Annotated in this window: 19 protein-coding genes; 16 read left to right on the top strand and 3 right to left on the bottom strand. The window is 44.8% G+C overall.

Features of this window, described 5'->3' with window-relative positions; genetic code table 11:
• The first annotated feature begins 88 nt into the window (after positions 1 to 88).
• From BUB37_RS17130 to BUB37_RS17090, 9 genes are all read left to right on the top strand, one after another.
• Entirely contained in the window at positions 89 to 829 is a 741-nt protein-coding gene (locus BUB37_RS17130) for an electron transfer flavoprotein subunit beta/FixA family protein (RefSeq protein WP_072995048.1), read from the top strand.
• Positions 830 to 879: 50 nt separating this feature from the next.
• Entirely contained in the window at positions 880 to 1,848 is a 969-nt protein-coding gene (locus tag BUB37_RS17125; RefSeq protein ID WP_072995047.1) for an electron transfer flavoprotein subunit alpha/FixB family protein, read from the top strand.
• 86 nt (positions 1,849 to 1,934) lie between these two features.
• Complete coding sequence (locus BUB37_RS17120) at positions 1,935 to 2,564, top strand: bifunctional nuclease family protein (protein WP_072995046.1); 630 nt, start codon at positions 1,935 to 1,937, stop codon at positions 2,562 to 2,564.
• Positions 2,565 to 2,597: 33 nt separating this feature from the next.
• Positions 2,598 to 4,043: a NupC/NupG family nucleoside CNT transporter gene (locus BUB37_RS17115; protein WP_072995045.1), complete on the top strand. Its 1,446-nt coding sequence runs from the start codon at positions 2,598 to 2,600 to the stop codon at positions 4,041 to 4,043.
• A gap of 218 nt (positions 4,044 to 4,261) precedes the next feature.
• Complete coding sequence (locus BUB37_RS17110) at positions 4,262 to 4,885, top strand: class I SAM-dependent methyltransferase (RefSeq protein ID WP_072995044.1); 624 nt, start codon at positions 4,262 to 4,264, stop codon at positions 4,883 to 4,885.
• Between the two features lie 32 nt (positions 4,886 to 4,917).
• Positions 4,918 to 5,847 carry an RluA family pseudouridine synthase gene (locus BUB37_RS17105; RefSeq protein ID WP_317616557.1) on the top strand — a complete coding sequence of 310 codons (930 nt, stop codon included), beginning with the start codon at positions 4,918 to 4,920 and terminating at the stop codon, positions 5,845 to 5,847.
• Positions 5,848 to 6,318: 471 nt separating this feature from the next.
• The gene (locus BUB37_RS17100) at positions 6,319 to 7,533 is read left to right on the top strand and encodes a DNA cytosine methyltransferase (RefSeq protein ID WP_072995043.1); all 1,215 of its coding nucleotides are present in this window, start codon (positions 6,319 to 6,321) and stop codon (positions 7,531 to 7,533) included.
• Positions 7,533 to 9,851 (top strand): sensor histidine kinase, encoded by a 2,319-nt coding sequence (locus BUB37_RS17095; RefSeq protein ID WP_072995042.1) that lies wholly within the window; start codon positions 7,533 to 7,535, stop codon positions 9,849 to 9,851. The genes BUB37_RS17100 and BUB37_RS17095 overlap by 1 nt, the downstream gene beginning before the upstream one ends.
• Positions 9,852 to 9,857: 6 nt before the next feature.
• Positions 9,858 to 10,778 (top strand): response regulator, encoded by a 921-nt coding sequence (locus tag BUB37_RS17090; protein ID WP_072995041.1) that lies wholly within the window; start codon positions 9,858 to 9,860, stop codon positions 10,776 to 10,778.
• A gap of 28 nt (positions 10,779 to 10,806) precedes the next feature.
• Here the strand turns inward: BUB37_RS17090 and BUB37_RS17085 are convergent, their stop codons facing one another.
• Positions 10,807 to 11,481, bottom strand: coding sequence for a class I SAM-dependent methyltransferase (locus BUB37_RS17085; RefSeq protein ID WP_072995040.1), 675 nt, complete (start codon positions 11,479 to 11,481; stop codon positions 10,807 to 10,809).
• A 281-nt stretch (positions 11,482 to 11,762) separates the two neighbouring features.
• Here BUB37_RS17085 and BUB37_RS17080 point away from each other — a divergent pair, with 281 nt between their 5' ends.
• Together BUB37_RS17080 and BUB37_RS17075 are read left to right on the top strand one after the other, a co-directional pair.
• Positions 11,763 to 12,557: a DUF3050 domain-containing protein gene (locus BUB37_RS17080; RefSeq protein WP_072995039.1), complete on the top strand. Its 795-nt coding sequence runs from the start codon at positions 11,763 to 11,765 to the stop codon at positions 12,555 to 12,557.
• A complete protein-coding gene (locus BUB37_RS17075) occupies positions 12,554 to 13,558 on the top strand; it encodes a phosphotriesterase family protein (RefSeq protein WP_072995038.1) in 1,005 nt (334 codons plus the stop codon). Before BUB37_RS17080 ends, BUB37_RS17075 begins: the two co-directional genes overlap by 4 nt.
• Before the next feature lie 2 nt (positions 13,559 to 13,560).
• On the opposite strand, the gene BUB37_RS17070 is transcribed toward BUB37_RS17075, so the two are convergent.
• The gene (locus BUB37_RS17070) at positions 13,561 to 14,253 is read right to left on the bottom strand and encodes a LytR/AlgR family response regulator transcription factor (RefSeq protein WP_072995037.1); all 693 of its coding nucleotides are present in this window, start codon (positions 14,251 to 14,253) and stop codon (positions 13,561 to 13,563) included.
• Positions 14,240 to 15,271, bottom strand: a complete 1,032-nt coding sequence (locus BUB37_RS17065; protein WP_072995036.1) for a sensor histidine kinase — start codon at positions 15,269 to 15,271, stop codon at positions 14,240 to 14,242. The genes BUB37_RS17070 and BUB37_RS17065 overlap by 14 nt, the downstream gene beginning before the upstream one ends.
• 298 nt (positions 15,272 to 15,569) lie before the next feature.
• On the opposite strand from BUB37_RS17065, the gene BUB37_RS17060 reads away from it, so the two are divergent.
• The 5 genes from BUB37_RS17060 to BUB37_RS17040 all read left to right on the top strand — a co-directional run bounded on the left by BUB37_RS17060 (position 15,570) and on the right by BUB37_RS17040 (position 19,469).
• Positions 15,570 to 16,643, top strand: coding sequence for a YHYH protein (locus BUB37_RS17060; protein WP_244526878.1), 1,074 nt, complete (start codon positions 15,570 to 15,572; stop codon positions 16,641 to 16,643).
• An 8-nt stretch (positions 16,644 to 16,651) separates the two neighbouring features.
• Positions 16,652 to 17,281: a hypothetical protein gene (locus BUB37_RS17055; protein WP_072995034.1), complete on the top strand. Its 630-nt coding sequence runs from the start codon at positions 16,652 to 16,654 to the stop codon at positions 17,279 to 17,281.
• A 130-nt stretch (positions 17,282 to 17,411) separates the two neighbouring features.
• A complete protein-coding gene (locus BUB37_RS17050) occupies positions 17,412 to 18,182 on the top strand; it encodes a YHYH protein (protein ID WP_072995033.1) in 771 nt (256 codons plus the stop codon).
• A gap of 8 nt (positions 18,183 to 18,190) precedes the next feature.
• Positions 18,191 to 18,802 carry a toxin-antitoxin system YwqK family antitoxin gene (locus BUB37_RS17045; protein WP_094766777.1) on the top strand — a complete coding sequence of 204 codons (612 nt, stop codon included), beginning with the start codon at positions 18,191 to 18,193 and terminating at the stop codon, positions 18,800 to 18,802.
• Positions 18,803 to 18,818: 16 nt separating this feature from the next.
• Positions 18,819 to 19,469: an SCO family protein gene (locus BUB37_RS17040; protein ID WP_244526877.1), complete on the top strand. Its 651-nt coding sequence runs from the start codon at positions 18,819 to 18,821 to the stop codon at positions 19,467 to 19,469.
• Positions 19,470 to 19,475: the final 6 nt, after the last annotated feature.

The raw sequence follows: 19,475 nt of genomic DNA, 5'->3' as shown, positions 1-19,475 counted from the left end.
AAAAAAGCCATAAAAAATACTATGCATGCATAGTATTTCAGAAAAAGAATACTTATCTTCGTGTGGTTATTTTAAAAGAGTAGTATAGATGAAAATATTAGTTTGCATTAGTAACGTTCCGGATACAACGTCCAAAATCAACTTTACGGAAGGTGACACCCAATTCGACACCAACGGGGTACAGTTTGTCATCAACCCAAACGACGAGTTCGGGTTGACACGGGCCATGTGGTTCAAGGAAAAGCAAGGGGCCACGGTTCATATAGCCACGGTGGGCGATGCATCGGTAGAACCCACGATGCGCAAGGCCCTCGCCATAGGTGCCGACGAAGGCATTCGCATCAATGCGGTACCTACCGACGGATTCTTTGTTGCCGAGCAACTCGCCCATGTAATCAAAGAAGGGGCCTACGACCTGATCATCGCCGGTAGGGAGTCTATCGACTACAACGGCGGCATGGTGCCCGGCATTTTGGCCGGCCTGTTGGGGATGAACTTCGTAAATACCTGTATCGGACTTGAAGTGGAGGGCGATACCGCCACCGCCTTGCGCGAGATCGATGGGGGAAAGGAAAAAGTAACGGCCCAACTGCCCTTGGTCATCGGTGGCCAAAAAGGATTGGTCGAGGAGAGCGACCTTAAAATACCCAACATGCGAGGCATAATGATGGCCCGCAAGAAAGCCCTGAACGTGGTCGAACCCATCGGTGCCACTACCGCCACGGCCGACAAAAAGTTTGAAAAGCCCGAACCCAAAGGAGCCGTTAAACTTACCGAATCGGTAGACGAGCTTGTAGAATTGCTACATACCGAGGCCAAGGTAATCTAAGCATCCGAAGCGATATTCGAATTTATTTCAGATAATTTAAACACAAAAAAATGTCAGTTCTCGTATATACAGAATCAGAAAACGGAAAGTTCAAAAAAAGTGCCTTTGAAGTTGCTTCGTACGCCAAGTCCGTGGCCGATCAATTGGGCACCTCGGCTGTGGCCATTTCCTTCAGCGCCGATGAAAACAACAGTCTTGGCGCTTACGGCATCTCCAAGGTATTGAGCGTTTCGAACGACCAATTGAACAGTTTCAATGCCGAGGCGTACGCCAAAGCGATCGCCGAGGCCGTGGAAAGGGAAGGGGCCGACGTCGTCGTCTTCAGCTCAAGTTCGAACAGCAAATACACGGCCCCCCTCTTGGCGGCCAAATTAAAGGCCGGCTACGTGCCCAACGTGGTCGAGTCGCCCAGTAGTACGGCACCCTTTACCGTTAAGCGAACCGCTTTTAGCAACAAGGGCTTCGCCCATACTGAAATAAGCACTGCCAAAAAAATCGTTGGCGTATCGAACAATTCTTTCGGAATAATCGAAAACAGTGCCGATATCACAGTGGAAGATTTTGCCCCTGCCCTAAGCGATGGCGATTTTGCGGTACAATCGGTAGAGGTCGACAAAGTGGCCGGTAAGGTATCGATCGCCGATGCCGAAATCGTGGTTTCCGGCGGTCGTGGACTCAAGGGTCCGGAAAACTGGGGTATGGTCGAAGAACTGGCCGAGGTTTTGGGAGCGGCCACTGCCTGCTCGAAGCCCGTATCGGATATGGGATGGAGGCCGCATAGCGAACACGTGGGCCAAACCGGAAAACCCGTAGCGTCAAACCTCTATATCGCCATAGGCATCTCAGGGGCCATTCAACATTTGGCAGGGGTAAGTGCCAGTAAAACAAAAGTTGTGATCAATAACGATCCCGAGGCCCCATTTTTCAAGGCTGCCGACTACGGAATTGTGGGGGACGCCTTTGAAGTGGTGCCCCAGCTCATTGAAAAATTAAGGGAATTTAAAGCTCAAAACGCTTAATTTTTGTTAATTTGCGCCTTCGGAAGGGCTGTTTAAATTTAGGGTATGCCCATATTTAAACAGCCTTTTTGTATTTTTAAGATACTATGAGCTTAGTCAGGTTAAAAATAAAAGGCATTTCATACAGCCAAACGCAAAACGGTGCTTACGCCCTTATTTTGAACGAGGTGGAAGGTGAACGAAAATTGCCCATTGTTATCGGGGCTTTCGAGGCACAATCCATTGCGATTGCCCTGGAAAAGGAAATAAAGCCACCGCGGCCGTTGACCCACGATCTCTTCAAAAACTTTGCCGACCGCTTTGATATCGTTATCAAACAGGTAATCATCCACAAATTGGTGGATGGGGTCTTCTATTCGAGCATTATTTGCGAAAGGGACAAAATCGAGGAAATCATCGATGCCCGCACAAGCGATGCCATTGCCCTGGCCCTTCGATTCAACGCACCCATTTTCACCTATAAGACCATTTTGGACAAAGCCGGCATCTATCTTAAATTCTCATCAAAGGATACCGAAAAGGAAGAATCGGACGATAGCATCGTCGTCGATGAGATCCTTCAGGAAGGCGAAACCGTGGAAATAGAATCAGGGGCGAGCGACGGCTATAAGGAGCTCACCATAGAAGAACTCAACAAAGAACTTGATAAGGCCGTTGCCAACGAAGACTACGAGAAGGCGGCCAAACTGCGCGACGAAATATCCAAACGCAACTAATCAATACTAATCATCAAACCCGCAAGCAATTATATGAACACCAAATTATGGATCCTACTGCTTGCCCTATGTACCGCTTTTCCTTCCTTGGCCCAAGACTCCCTGTCGATCGATATTGTCGATTCAGTGACCTACAACGACGTTCACACGAACGTGCCCGATATCGTACCTAATGAAGGCTTCAGTATCAACAGCCTATGGCGTGGCATGCTGGGCATGGCCGTACTCATCCTTATTTCCTTTCTGTTCAGTTCGAACCGCAGGGCCATCAATTGGAAAACCGTGGGCATTGGACTGTCGTTACAATTGTTGATCGCCATAGGCGTGTTGAAGGTGCCCTTTGTTCAAAAGGCCTTTGAAACGGTAGGCCAGGTATTCATCAGTATTTTGGGCTTTACCCGGGCGGGAAGCAAGTTTCTCTTCGAGGGCTTGGTGGTCGACACCAATACTTTCGGCTATATTTTCGCCTTTCAGGTGCTGCCCACCATCATTTTCTTTTCTGCCTTGACCTCCCTATTGTTTTATTTGGGAGTGATTCAAAAGGTAGTGCGCGGCCTGGCTTGGCTACTTTCAAAAAGCCTGGGCATTTCAGGACCGGAGAGTCTTTCCGTGGCAGGAAATATATTTTTGGGCCAGACCGAGGCCCCCTTGTTGATCAAGGCCTACCTCGAAAAAATGAACCGCTCCGAGATCCTTTTGGTAATGATCGGTGGAATGGCTACCGTGGCCGGAGCCGTTTTGGCCGCTTATATCGGATTTTTAGGAGGGGAAGACGAAGCCCTGCAACTGGTGTTCGCCAAGCACCTACTGGCCGCCTCGGTCATGGCCGCACCCGGGGCCATCGTTATCTCAAAGATACTGCACCCACAAACGGAAGCGGTCAACACCAACATGGAGGTCTCTACCGAAAAAATTGGATCCAATATGCTCGATGCCATCGCCAACGGTACTACCGAAGGTTTAAAATTGGCCGTCAACGTCGGCGCCATGTTATTGGTATTCGTGGCCATGATCGCCATGATCAATGGTATTTTGGGCTACGCGGGCGACCTGACCCACCTCAACCAATGGATGGCCGAAAACACCTCGTATAGCGAATTGTCGTTAGAGGCCCTATTGGGCACCATTTTCGCCCCATTGATGTGGCTCATCGGCGTAGCCAAGGAAGATATTATGCTCATGGGGCAGCTATTGGGCATCAAACTGGCCGCCAGCGAATTTGTGGGCTATATCCAATTGGCCGAACTAAAGGACCTGACCCAAGGAGCCAACCTCACCTACAACAAATCGGTGATCATGGCTACCTATATGCTGTGCGGTTTTGCCAATTTCGCCTCCATCGGCATACAGATCGGGGGTATCGGCTCCTTGGCACCCGGACAGCGCAAGACCCTTTCCGAATTCGGCATGAAGGCCGTACTGGGGGGATCTATAGCCTCTTTACTTTCCGCGACCATCGCCGGTATGATCCTGGGATAAACCATACGGCCCCGATTAGGCCACAGCCAAGCCTCCGGCCTTGGAGCGTATCGCCCATACACATAACAATGTTCCGTTAAATCCCCTGAGCTGCCCCCCCCTTCCCTTCCAAATTCCATTAAAATGTGTTATTTTTAATAGCTCCTCACTTCGGACCGTTCCCCAATCGCCGAAGCGCATTCGACATGAACTGAAAATAAACCTATAACAAAACGACTATGACAGACCCGTGGCAAAAACGATGGGACGACAGGTACAGCGCAACCGAGTATGCTTTTGGCCTCGAGCCCAATGTATATTTCAAGGAACAGTTAGAAAAACTCCAACCCGGCAAAATACTTTTCGGCGCGGAAGGGGAAGGCCGAAATGCCATCTTCGCCGCCAATTTGGGATGGAAGGTCTCGGCTTTCGACATCAGTGCCCAAGGCCGAAAAAAAGCACTTCAACTGGCCGAAGCCCATGGGGTCGATATCGACTACCAGGTGGGCGAACTTCCCACCCTCGATTACCAAGAAGGCGAATTTGACGCCATTGCCTTGGTCTATGCCCACTTTCCTCCTGAAATCAAGTCAACATACCATCGTATGCTGAGCACCTACCTTCGAAAAGGGGGTACGATAATCATCGAGGCCTTTGGCAAAAACCATTTGGAGTATAAGTCAAAAAACCCCGGCGTAGGAGGCCCGGGCAATCTCGACAGCCTCTTTTCCATCGGGGAGCTACGCACCGATTTTCCCGATTACGAAATCATCGAAGCCGAGGAAAAAATCGTCGAACTCCAAGAAGGACTGTACCACAACGGCCTTGGTTCGGTAATCCGTTTTGTGGCGCAAAAGAAGTAAAAAATCCCGCCTCCCCTTTTAAAGGGCGCGCATTGCCTAAATTTGGCCCAACAAAAGCCGCTATCGATTTAAACGAAACGCATATCGTACCTAAAATACCCACCCCTATTCGTCTTCAAGAATATGGCGTGGGCCTTTTTAGGGCGGCCTTTACCAAATCGGCGTTAAAAAAGGCCCTAAAGAAAGACTACGTTACCGTCAACGGAGTTCTCGCCACTTCGGGCACTTTTATACGGGGCGGTGAGCACATCGAACTTTCCATACCCCCAAAAGCCGGTCCGAAGAAAAAACTGATCTTCCCCCTCAGGGTATTGTTCGAAGACGATTATTTGGCGGTCGTCCACAAACCCGCCGGTATCTTGGTCAGCGGCAATAGCTTTAAGACCGTTGCCAAGGCCCTGGAAGGGAACCTTCGGCCCAGTGGGCACGTCGACGCCACAATACCTTGGCCCGTTCACCGTTTGGACTACGCCACCACAGGTATTTTGCTGATCGGCAAGACAAGTAGCAGTATTCGAAACCTGAACCGTATGTTCGAAGACAAGGCGATCAAGAAGACCTATTATGCGGTCACCATCGGGTCGATGGAGCGCAGTGGGCAAATAAACGCGGCAGTCGACGGCAAGGCATCCCAATCGGAGTATACACAGGTACGGTCCGTAGCTTCGGAACGCTTCGGGCAGCTCAATCTGGTTCGGCTCGAACCCAGAACCGGTCGAAGGCACCAATTGCGCCAACACCTATCGGGAATCGGAAACCCCATTTTGGGCGACCAAATCTATGGCCCCGATAATTTGATCTTAAGGGGAAAAGGTCTGTACTTACATGCCCATTCGCTACAATTCGAACACCCATTGGCCCCAGGGGAACCCGTCGAGTTAAAAGCCCCTCTACCCCTACGGTTTACCAAGTTGTTCGGTGACGATATTGTTTGGTGCTTTTTTTTTATATTACTATTTTAATACCATAAAAATCAAGATACAATCAACCAATCTTCCTCTATTTCAAATGGAAATTAGATTAAATTTAAAAGCATGAAACCAGTTGGCTAACTTTTAAAAAGAAGTTCCGGTAGAATATAGGATCATTTTTTAAAGACACCCAATATCCCCTTTAAAAAATTGAAGTATGTTTACAACACAACTATTTATTTTATTCACTTAAACAAATTTCAAAAATCGTGAATCTCTTTTATTTAATAATACATATTTTTACCTAAAATCCGATGAAATTTGTCTTCTAATAGACTTATTAGAATTCGTATTATAATTTAGCTGAACGAAACAAGTAGTCTACTGCAAGTGGAGAAAAGAAATTTCAACTATTTCACGGTGGTATAATCACTCAAAACAATCATTTTTGGGGAACACTTCATTAATATTGCGAAAAAGCTTAATCTTAATTTTCGTCAACTTTTAACACAATAAAGACTAATGAAAGGTAAACACACATACATCGACTTGTTTGCCGGCTGTGGTGGACTTTCACTCGGTTTAAACCGTTCCAATTGGAAAGGCTTCTTTGCAATTGAAAAAAGTCCGCACGCTTTTCAAACGTTAGAACATAACTTGATAAAAAAAATAAATCATTTTGATTGGCCTAAATGGCTGCCACAAGAGGCCCACGATATTAATGAAGTTATTGAGAACTATTCTGATAAATTAAAAAAACTACAAGGAAAAGTAACTCTAATTGCCGGAGGACCACCTTGCCAGGGGTTTTCCATTGCCGGAAGAAGAAATGAAAAGGACGAACGCAATACTTTAATTAATTCATACATTGAATTTGTTTCGTTAGTGAAACCTAAACTCATCTTTTTTGAAAATGTGAAAGGTTTTACAATGAAGTTTAAAAGTAATAAGCAAAAAGGAAAGAAATACTCACAAATTGTAACCGACAAATTAACGCAAGAAGGCTACAACGTATATGGACAATTGGTCAATTTTGGAGATTATGGAATTCCACAAAAGCGGACACGTTTTATTCTTGTAGGTATCAGAAACAATATCAAAAATTCGAGCGTAGAAAAAGCAAAAAGTTTTTTCAATCTTATCGAAAAAAACAAGTTTTCTTTTTTGGCCGAAAAAGAGCTTTCCGTAAAACCAACTATTGAAGAAGCTCTTTCGGATTTAATCCGTAGTAAAAAAACTATTGAAACACCTGATAGAAAAGGGTTTACAAGTGGATTTTATAGCAAAACAAAATCTAACTATCAGCGATTTGTTCGAAAAGAAAATGAAGAAACCAAAATTCCCAATAGCCATAGCTTTACCAAACATTCACAAAAAGTAATTGAGCGCTTGAGCTATGTTCAATCTGTTTCAACGGAATGTAAAAACATATCGGAAGATTTGAAAAAGCAAATCGGACTTTCCACACAGGTTTTAGTTCCATTACAACCTAAAGAACAAGCTCCTACTGTTACTTCGCACCCTGATGATATGATACATTATTGCGAACCTCGAATTTTGACTGTTCGAGAATGTGCAAGATTGCAAAGTTTTCCCGATTGGTTTGACTTTAAAGGTAAATATACAACGGGTGGAAAATTACGAAAAATGGAAGTTCCAAGGTATACACAAGTTGGAAATGCAATTCCCCCATTATTTGGCGAACAGGCAGGATTAATATTAAAACAACTCATTTAATGGCTAATACCGAATCATTCAAAATAAGTGCAGCATTAAAAGACCTCATTGGTAGAGAATTGATTACTGATGAGTTTGTTGCTGTTTTTGAATTGGTTAAAAACTCCTTTGATGCGAATGCCACTAAAGTAAAAGTCATTTTTGAAGACAATTATAATCCTGACAACGCCAAAATCATCATTAAAGATAATGGCAAAGGGATGAACTATGACGACCTCAAAAATAAGTGGTTGTTTGTAGCCTACTCCGCTAAACGCTTGGGAAAGGAAAATGAAGATTACCGCAATAAAATAAAAACACAACGGATATTTGCCGGAGCAAAAGGTGTTGGACGTTTTTCGTGTGATAGATTAGGAAAGCATCTTAATTTAATCACAATAAAAGACGAACCCAATCCTAAAATTGAAAACCTTGTGGTGCATTGGGAAGATTTTGAAAATGCCGACGAAGAAGAGTTTGTAAATATCAAAGTTACACACAATGAACTGAAAGACACACCAAATAAAATTAAACATGGAACAATTCTCGAAATTACTGGACTGCGAGACAATTGGGATAGAAAAAGAATTTTAAACTTAAAAAAATCATTAGCAAAACTGATTAACCCCAATCAAGGAAATGATAGTGAAAGATTTAGTATAGAAATTATTGCTAAAGATGAACTAAACATTGATAAGACCCCCAATAAAAAAGGGAAAGTTAGAGGCGATTTAGAAATAGTAAATGGATTTGTTAAGAATACTGTTTTTGAAACTCTTGAAATTAAAACTACGAATATCTTAGTCGAAATTTCAGAAGATGGTAATTTCATAGAAACAACTTTACAAGATAGAGGAGATTTAATTTATTATCTAAAAGAAAGAAATCCTTTTGAAAAATTAGAAAATATCAAAACATACCTATTTCAACTCAATTTCAAGGCAAAAACAAATTTTCATAGGATTATGGGAATGCGTTCGATTGATTATGGTTCTGTATTTATGTATAAGAACGGTTTTAGGGTGTATCCATTCGGAGAACCGGGGGAAGATTTATTATTAATAGACAGAAGAAAAGCGCAAGGCTATAATCGTTTCTTAGGAAATAGAGACTTAATTGGTAGAATTGAAATTTCTGGAGAACAACCTGAATTAAAAGAAACTACTACACGAGATGGTGGGTTAATAAAAACTGACACATATTTTCAATTTGTAGATTTTTTCTATGACTACGTGTTGAAAAGGCTAGAAAATTATGTTGTAAATGTAATTCGTTGGGGAGATGAAAGAGTAAATAAAGAAACGGGAGAAATAATAAATCCTGAATTGTGGGCAAAGGATGTTAAAGTTGAAATCCTTGAAATAATTACTGGTTTTATCAATTCCAAGGATATAATTGATATACAATACAGCAAAGACTTTCTTGAAATTATTGAAAGTAAACAAGAGAAAAGTGTTGATAAAATTGTAAAAAACATTACTAAAGTAGCAGCCAATTCCGACAATCCCGAATTAGTAAAAGAAGCTAAAAAAATTGAAAAGGCAGTCAAAGAAATAAAGGCAGATGCAGAAAAAGATAAAGCAAAAGCCCAAAAAGAAGAATCTTTACGCAAAGAAACTGAGCAGAAACTTGATATTATATCCAGTCAAAAAAATTTTTTGCAATCAGAAATTAGTGATGACACCAAAAACTTAGAGAGTATTTTACATCACATCGGGTTAACTACAAGTTTACTGAAAATAGACATTCAAAACCTTGTTAAAGCAATAAACAAAGATGCTCCAAAAGAGGAGTTGCAGACAATTGTTAAGAGAATTAGTCAACAAAATGAAAAGATAACCTCTTTTTCCAAGTATTTTAAAAAGGTTAATTTTAATATACATTCCAATAAACTAAATTCTGACCTTGTCTCTTTTATCAATGAATATCTTACCAATGTCTATAAACAAAGAGATGACTTACGAATTAATCGTGAATTGTTAAATATTGAAATAGCCACTCCAAAAGGTTTAGAACTCAACACTAAATTCAACCCCATTGATGTTGTTATAGTTTTAGATAATCTTATCAGTAATTCTTCCAAACACGGCGCTTCAAAAGTGGTGCTAGAATGGAACAAGGTAGACCAAATCACTCAATTATCATTTAAAGATGATGGAGCAGGTATTAAAGACAGCATAGTTGACAACATTTTTGATTTTGGTTTTACCACCTCAAGACGTGGTACAGGAATCGGATTGTATCATGTAAAAGAAATCATTGAGAAATTGAAAGGGACAATAACCGTTAATAACAAACTTAACAAAGGAGTTGAATTTGTTATTTCCTTCAAAAGTTAATCACATATGCAATTGGAATATAATATTTTATGGATTGATAATGACATACAAGAATATATTGAGAACGGAGAAGTTGGTAATCTCAATTCTTATTTAGAAGAACTAGGGTTTGAACCCAATATTGTAACTGTTGCAGATGAGGCAGATTTAGACAAATTCATTTATAGCCATAAGTACGATTTAATTATTTCAGACTTTAATTTAAATGCCACTACCGGAGACAAAATCATTAAAAAAATTAGGGAAGAGAAAGGTTTTTCAACAGAGATTTTGTTTTATACCGCTAAATCAAACTTCAGGGACGCTCCAGAGGTAAAAGAACGTTTGGCTTTTATGGATAGAATAACCTTTCACTCAAATCGAGATACATTTTTAGATAAAGTTGAAAAACTTATAAGATTAACATTAGATAAGCTTCTTGAACTCAATGCTACAAGAGGCCTAATAACAGCAGCAACAAGCGATTTGGATGTAGAGATAGAAGAACTTGTAATGCTATTAGTTGTACAACATGAAAAAAGTGACAAAGATTTAAAACAAATAGTTTCGGACAAAGCACATACGCCATTACAAAAAAGACTCGAGAGTTTTTGGGATAAATACCGAGATTTTCAAAGTTATTTTCCCAAAATTGATGCAGTGAAGAAATGGGAAATTTTAAGAGATTTGTTAAAACCATTGAAAACTAATGACGAAATAAAATATTTCCTTGACAAAAACAAAACATATCAAACTCAAGTTATTGATATACGAAACAAATTCGCCCATGCTAAAGCCTTTGATGACAAAGGAACGTTAAAACTAAAAGGACAAATTGAGGGGCAAGATTTTGAATTTACGGAAGCCAGTTGTGTTGAAATTCGAAGAAATTTGATTGATCATAAACGGAACATTGAAAAATTAAAAAAGTTTTTAGGAAAAGATTAAACGAAGGGATTATCCCTAACGGACGAACTCACTTGACCCGATACAAACGGGTAACGATCTGCCCCTTTCCACCCCCGGCATCCAAAGACAACAACTGCTTTTCTTCCTTTACCCGAAAATTAAAGGGAGGGGCCAATAGATCGACCCCACTCCCCTTCTTCAGCCGGATGCCCTGCCCTGAAATAATATCCCTATTGGGTATAAAATCTTCTATGGGCAGGTGTTCGGTCAAGATGACATACCTATACCGATCAAGTTTTTCGACCACCCCTTGTACCTCGGCGTTCGACAAATGCTGGAGCACCTGCCGAAGCAGGGCACAATCGGCAGGGGGCAAATCGTCCACGGCGATGTCCATACAACGGAATTCGAGATTTTCGGCCTTAAACTTCTCTTGGTTACGGACGATAAGGGCGGGTACAATGTCCACCGCCACATAGCTTCGGGCAAGGGCGACCAATTCCTTGCCGACATTAAAGTCGCCACAGCCCAGATCGCACACCGAAAGGGCCGGGTCGAAAGAACGCAAAAACGTACGCACCACATCGATATAGGGCCCTACGAGTTCGGGTCGGTGCGAGCCCTCTCCTGAATAGAAGGTGCTTTCGCCACCCCATAGATTCTTTTCGTAGACCTGGGCCATGGCATCCTTGGTCGGCCATGGCCGCTTCGCCCTTTTGTTTTGATTCCCGTTCTTTTCCATACTACACCCTTACTGCTATCTTCGTCCATAACCCCCTATGGGATCCCCATGCCGTGCCCGGCCGTAATATTACCGCTTTATCCCTTTAGGTGCAAGGCCACACTGTGTCGCACCGGACCAGTCGCAGCCCTGATACCTTAAGGCTAACATATTTTCCCTTTTGCCCTGACCAAATCACAAGAATTGACTAATTTCGGGCTTCCACAGTGAAATCAAATACAACCGCTCTATTGGAAGCATCATAAACCTCAAAAAAGAACTGTGCAATCATTGATAGGTCTATGGACAGAATAGCATACATTGAACAAGAAATCGAAGGCCTGAGAAAAGAGCTTACCGACCATCGTGTTTACGGGTTGTTGTCGGAAATGGACGATATTAGAATCTTTATGCAAAAGCATGTCTACCCGGTTTGGGACTTCATGTCGCTTCTAAAGGCCTTACAAAACCGATTGACCTGTACCTCATTGCCATGGAAACCGACAAACAATGCCAAAACAGCCCGATTTATAAATGAAATCGTGCTGGGCGAGGAGACCGACATCAACGAAAACGGGGTACCCAAAAGCCATTTTGAGATGTATTTGGACGCCATGGGCGAAGTAAATGCAGACACCTCAAAAGTGCTGGGATTCATTGCATCTTTAGACGACCTTAGCGACCTAGGCGAAAAGATAAACCATGCTCCCTTGCAGGCGGCGGAAAAGGAATTTCTTCACTTCACTTTTGCGACCATACACGAAGACCAAATACACAAAACAGCAGCCGCCTTTACTTTTGGCCGGGAAGATTTAATCCCGGATATGTTCCTTAAAATTATTGAACAATCGTCCGAAAAGCATAAAAAAAGCTTTCCGAAACTTACCTATTACCTACGGCGGCACATCGAACTCGACGGCGATGAGCACGGTCCGCTTTCACTGGAAATGGTCAAGGAGCTTTGCGGGCAAAGTGAAAAGAAATGGCAGGAAGCGGGGGATACGGCCAAAAAGGCCTTACTATGCCGAATTAAATTATGGGACGAGATCGCCGACGAAATAGAAAAAAGAAAGCCATGCAAAAGGTATAGACGATGAACACCGTAAAACTCAAATGGTGCCTTTACCTACTAAGCCTCCTGTGCCTCGACTTTGGTCTAGCACAAGAGGGAACGATACAGACCGTACAAGGCCCCATTAAAGTTTCGGAACTTGGTTTTGTGCTCACCCACGAGCATATCATGTCGAACTACGGGAAGCCCCAAGATTCGACTTCATTCTATAACGATGCTGCACTTTTGGGGCAAGTCGTCCCCTATTTAAAGAAGTTGAGGAGGCTCGGCGTCGATGCCATTTTTGATTGCACCACCGCCTATTTTGGCCGAAGAACCGATTTGCTCCAAAAAATTTCCAGGGAAACGGATATCAACATCATCACCAATACCGGTTTTTACGCTGCGGCGAATGATCGATATATACCTTCTTTCGCTTATGAAATGGAGGCCGCGGAAATTGCCGATCTATGGGTCGATGAGTTTGAAAACGGTATTGGGGGCTCGGATATAAAACCCGGTTTCATTAAACTGGCCTTCGATATGGGCACCCCTTCCCCAATAGACACCAAACTATTCGAAGCCGGAGTACGCGCCCACCTAAAAACCGGCCTTACCCTAGTGGTCCATACAGGAGATAACAGGGAGGCCGCAAAATTACAAATGCAATTGCTCAAAGGGTACAAGGTCGACCCCAGTGCCTGGATATGGGTGCATGCCAACAAGGCAAAGGACGACGCATTGTTATTGGACACCGCAAAAAAAGGGGCTTGGATATCCTTTGATGGCGTAAGCAGCTCCAATTACAAGGAGTACGCCGACCGAATTGAAAAGTTCAGGAAAAACGGTCTACTCGAACGCCTGTTGCTTTCCCATGACGGCAACGGGTTTCCCGCTGGCGGGCCTGTTCGCGGTTTTGACGCCTTGGTAAAGTATCTCGTGCCCGAGCTTTTATACCGTGGCATACCCCAAAGTGAAATTGACCTGATTACCAAGGAGAACCCTAAAAAAGCCTTTCTTCCCGGCGTTAAACACAGTCGACCATAAGATCAAAACAATTGGCGCTTTACCTCTTCGAAATATTGGGCACTAACCGGAATTTCCCGATCCCCGATATAGACATCCCGGCCCTTTAGGGCCGTTACCTGGTTGCGATTGACGATATACGAGCGATGTACCCGCATAAACAATGTACGCGGCAACAGTTCCATCAATTTTTTAAGGGACTGATGGCTCATTATTTTTTTATCCTTGAGATGAAAATGGACGTACTCGCTATCACTTTCGATAAATAGGATGTCTTGATACCTCACCTTATGAAGGTCGTAGCCGGACTTGACGGTAATCGTGGTATCCGAAAAATTTTCGAAGGAGGTTTTTTCTTCCCTTTTGCCCCTTACCTTGTTTACGGCGGCAAGAAAACGCTCGAAGGTAATGGGCTTTAAAAGATAATCAAGGGCACTGAGTTCAAAACCTTCGAGGGCATACTCCGAATAGGCCGTGGTAAAAACCACTTGCGTTTCGGGAGGCACGAGCTTGGCGAAGTCGGTACCTTTGATCTCAGGCATTTGAATGTCGAGAAAAAGCAGGCCTATACCTTCGTTCTTTAAAATCTTCAGTGCCTCCAAGGGGTTGGCCACTTCGGCAACAAGGGTCAAAAAATCCAAGCGTTCGATATAGGCCTTTAAAAGGCCGCGCGCCAATTCCTCGTCGTCTACGACGACACATTTAATGGGTTCCATTCAATCTGATGCTAAGGTTTACCGTATAACTCTTCGGGGTCTTTTCAATGTTCAATCGGTGATTCTTCGGATAGAGGATCTCTAAGCGTTTTTTAACGTTTTCCAAGCCTATACCCCCGACCGCATCCTTTTGGACAGGACGTTCGGAAACACTGTTCCCCACAAAAAAATCGATGCCTTCAGTATCGGAATGCACCTTAATTTCCAGGTAGCCATCGGCCACATGGTCTATGTTACCGTGTTTAAGGGCGTTTTCTACAAAGGGGATGAACAACATAGGCGCAATGCCCACGCTTAAATCGGCCACTTGAAAATCGGTTTTGATGGTAAAGGGCTTGCTGCTCTTCAACTGGAACAGGTCCAAATAATTACGAATATAGGCAATCTCCTTTTTAATGGGCACTACGGGCTGTTCGCATTCATACAGTACGTACCTCAACATATCGGACAAGGTACCTATGCTTTCCTGTGTCCTGTTCGAGTCTATTACCGACAAGGCATAGATATTGTTAAGGGCATTGAACAAAAAGTGTGGATTTATCTGCGATTTCAAGAACTTCAGTTCCATCTGCAAGTTTTCGTTCCTGTTCCTGATGGTTTCCTCTTCCTTCTTTTGTGCGAACAAGAAGGTCTCTACAAAAGTGGCCAGCACATAGGCTATCGAAAGCACCAAAAATTGGATCAATATTTTCGGAGGGGCCAGGGGAGGTCCGACTCCAGGCATCCTTCGCTGGGGAGGGGGCATCCCGTTTTCAGGCGAGAAGGGGACTTCCGAGATCAGAAAGGAGCATGCGACGACCAAAAGAAAGGAAACCACCCCGAATACCAAGTACCTTTTTTTGAACAACAGGCGGGGGGCGGTCACGTAGATCAAGACGGCAATCACAAGGATCTGCATGACAAATGATGGCAGGTTGTTCCTTAAAAACCTGATATCCTCACTGAACAACAGCCAGGCCATTAGCCAAACGGCCATCCATAGAAAAACATGAAAAAGAAAACGATTCGTTTGTTTCATGCTGCAAATTAAAGTAATTATTTCTCGACGCCCCTCCAAAACACCCCTCCCAAACCCATAAAACCATACGGTCTACCGTACATAACCCAGCATTCACCGAAAACCTACCGCCATACATTGATTGGCCTCCCTTTGCATATAACGATTGCCCACTTTTGTACCCTAATTCGGGAAAACCCTGACTTAACGACAAAAGGCAACGCACTATAGGCCAATGCGAAGGTACCCAAGCAAAGGGCGAAAGCCGACAAAGACAGGACAAAAAACATTGTAAATGGACCACCTAAATATCATAAAAATGCGACGACTATCCCTGTATATTCTATCCGGCATCCTTCTCCTTGGCTCGGGTATCGGCTGTAAGTCAAACAAAAAGAACGGCAACATGCAAAACGATGGCCCCAACCGGGAAGGCGTAACCGAGGTCGACCCCGATGTATTCATTAAAGAGGGCCTGGTCGAACCTATTACCAAAGTAGAGAAAACCTTATCGGACGGAACGGTGGCTACTTGCTATAAAATCACCACCACCTCGGTACCTACCGAACACCCAATGGGGCCTTGGTGCCCCACGCATATTACCGACGGGCCTGACAAAGGGGGCAAGTGGTTTGAAAACGGCGAGCTCTACGACGTTGACGGGGCATTTATAGAAAACATGGCCGATTTTTATTCCGATGCCACATGGAAGATGTACGACGAGGAAGGCAACATATTTGTCACCCAGACCCTGGAGGATTGTGAAAATGCGGCCAACCCCAATGTGGGGGAAGAATACGAGAACTTTTGTGTCGAATGTCAACCTTCCTTTGTTTCCGACGTTTCCATTACCTATTATATTCCCGTGACCCCCGTTAAATTGGACACCCCCGATTATTTCAACAGGGGGGCACGCGGGGGCGGACGGCCTCCGGCCGACAGAAAGGGCAACGGACCTCCACCGGATAGGAAGGACCACCAAGGGCCGCCTCCCGGTGGGGGCGGTGGATCGGTAGTAGGCCTCGCCCTGAACGGGGTCAACTTCGACCCCCCGGCACCCACCAGTGAAATCCTCGGCGCCTATACCTTGGCCCCAATGGACGACAACGGAGGCCATATCAACCCCAATACCGGCTATCACTACCACGCCGCCACTGGCATGACCGCCAAGGTGGAACAAGCAGACGGCCACGCCGCACTGATCGGCTATGCCCTAGATGGCTTTCCCATGTTCGAACGCTTGGACGAAAACGGCAACGAACCTACCGACCTGGACGACTGCCGAGGGCATACCGACGATATCCGGGGTTACCATTACCATGTGGCCGCCGCGGGAACGAACAGCTTCATCGGCTGCTTTTCCGGGGCACAGGGAACTTTTGAAATCAATTAGAAAAGAAAATGAAGAGAATTGTATTCGTGCTCCTGATGTGTGTGTTTTGCCCCTTCGCCAATGCCCATAATCCGCAAATCGCGACCATGACCTTGGCACAGGACCCACAAGGCCATTATACCCTTCACATCAGTTCGGCGTTCGACGGGTTTCGAAACCGGTTGATCGGTAACTACCCCGAGATCGATGTAGATGGACTAACGTCGAATGAATTTCAAAAATTACTCGTCCAATACCTGAGGGAAAACATATCGATCCGCGGCAATTATGATTACACGGCAGTCCTTGGGGAAGGCGCCATCAGATTGGGGCATCAGACCGATATAAAGTTCAAGCTTACCGGCCTACCGGAAGAGCCGACCCGGTTGCAGGTAAAGCTGAAAGGGCTTGACGAGGCATCGAACCACCATACGATATTCAAGATTACTGGAGGCGCAAACGGCTCTAAAAACTTTGTCCTCAAAAAAGCAAATGGCTTCGAAGTCTCGATTAAAAATACGAACGGCACCTTTGAACAGGTAGACAACGATTCCGATTTACTGTGGCCGATGGCAAGCTTGGCCGTTTTGGTGCTCTTTACCCTCATTTCCATTTCCCGAATGTTCACCAAGTACAAAACCACCCTGAGGCCGGTATAGCCAGAAGGCCGGCTTAATTATTTCCACGGTTCACTGAACCTACCCGGCCATTCACAGAATCACCTCATTTCACAGCTTTCAATTCCCGTTATTTACCAAATCAAGTTTAACCCATTCGACAATCGACACGATGAAGAACACCTATTTTACCCAAAAGCTCCCTTGGAGCGTTGCACTACTTGTTTTCCTTATAGAATTGCTCTCCTGCAGTACGGACAGCACGGACGACTCCACTATTGACCAGGATGGCGATGAGGAAACGGTAACCGAACTGCATGCGGCCTTTGCGGCCTTTAACCCCGAGGCTACTACCATTTATTTGGACGGCTCGCAAGTAGTGATCGAAACCACCGGTTTGCCGAACCACGAAACGGTATACTGGGGCGAAGGCCACAGCCTGTACAAAGAAGAACCTGATGTTGCCCTCACCCCGAGCATTATGTCGAGCAACAACAACGCCACTACCATTAGGGTCGATGCCACGCCCGATCTTGACGGCAATCCAGTGGAAACGGAACTGAACACCATTGGCATAGCCGTAAGCGGGGCGTCCATATTCAATGACCAAGAAGGTGCCGGCCCCTTGGACCAGGCCGCCGCCAGTTTGGATTGGACGGGCGCACATATAGGTCCGGGGGTGTACCACTACCATTTAGAACCCAAGGCCTTCACCAATGACGATGAAAATTTGGTAGGCATCCTATTGGACGGCGTATTCCTATACGGGCGAAAATGCCATTCTACCGGTACGTATCCCACGGACCTGGACGAATCGGGCGGACATGTTTCAACCACCCAGTACACCGATGGGGAAGAGGAATACCACTATCACATTATCAACGAGGTATACGCGACCACGGGATCATATCTGGCCTTCGCCGGACCATTTCAGGGGTACTAAACCGTATTATGAAGGCTACCTTGCTCCTATACCCACTACTCTTTGTCCTCTTACTGTCGCATTGTAAGGAGAAAACGGCCGTGGCGTCATTACAGGAAGAAATCTCCCCTGAAATCGACCTGCAAGAGGTTTTAAAAAAAGAGCTTGTCCTCAACCCCATCGAAGGGAAGTGGTACTACAACAACCAACCTTTTAACGGCCATTCCGTTAAATTCCATCCCAACGGGGCCTTGGGCGAAAGGCTGGGCTATGTAGACGGAAAAAGGGAAGGCGTTGCCAAAAGGTATTCCGACAATGGGGTACTGAGGGTCATGTCCCATTACAGGCACAACCGCCTAGAGGGGGAGTTCAAAACCTGGTGGGAAAACGGAGTACTGGCAGAAGAATCGTATTATAAGGATGGCGTGCTACACGGCGAGCAAAGACAATGGTATGCCTCCGGCGAACTGGCCAAGGTAAGGCACCTTGTCAACGGAAAGGAAGAGGGAATGCAAAGGGCCTGGTTAAAAAACGGTAAACTATACGTAAACTACGAAGCCAAAAACGGCAGGATATTCGGAATGAGAAGAGCCAATTCGTGTTATCAATTAGAGAATGAAGTTGTTGTCAAAGATAAATAAAACGGGAATCTGCCTGATGCTATTAAGCGCTCTGGCCTCCTGTAAGCCCGAGGCAAAAAAAACGCCGCGCCCAAGCGAGGCATCGAGCCGCGTTGCCCATCTACCCTACTATCAAGACGAATCGTTCACACCCCACTGGATCGAACCCGGCTCTCAACAGGAAAAGGACTTCCATAAAATTTCGGGGTACAGCTTGATCGATCAATTGGGCGATACCATTACCCCCGAAACCTTTGACGATAAAATCTATGTCGCCGACTTCTTCTTTACCACCTGCCCGGGCATCTGCCTGAAAATGACGGGAAACATGCAAAAGGTTCAGGAAGCCTTTATAGACGACCCTGAAGTATTGCTGCTCTCCCATTCCGTTACGCCCTCTATCGATTCGGTAGCGGTCTTGAAGACCTATTCCGAAAAGAACGGCGTTATCGATGGCAAATGGCACTTGGTCACCGGTAACAAAAAAGAGATATACGACCTGGGCCGAAACCAGTATTTTGTAGAAAACGATCTAGGTATCCCCAAGGACATCAACGATTTTCTACACACCGAAAATTTTCTCCTGATCGACAAGAACAAGCACATCAGGGGCATCTACAACGGACTCAACCGTTCGTCGGTAGCCCAGTTGATTACCGATATCAAGGCCCTGAAGGAAGAACTGTAATACGGT

This window comes from Pseudozobellia thermophila, from assembly GCF_900141855.1.
Taxonomy (GTDB): Bacteria; Bacteroidota; Bacteroidia; order Flavobacteriales; family Flavobacteriaceae; genus Pseudozobellia; species Pseudozobellia thermophila.
The sequence above is the reverse complement of the archived record's forward strand: the minus strand, read 5'-3'. Positions and strand labels throughout refer to the sequence as shown.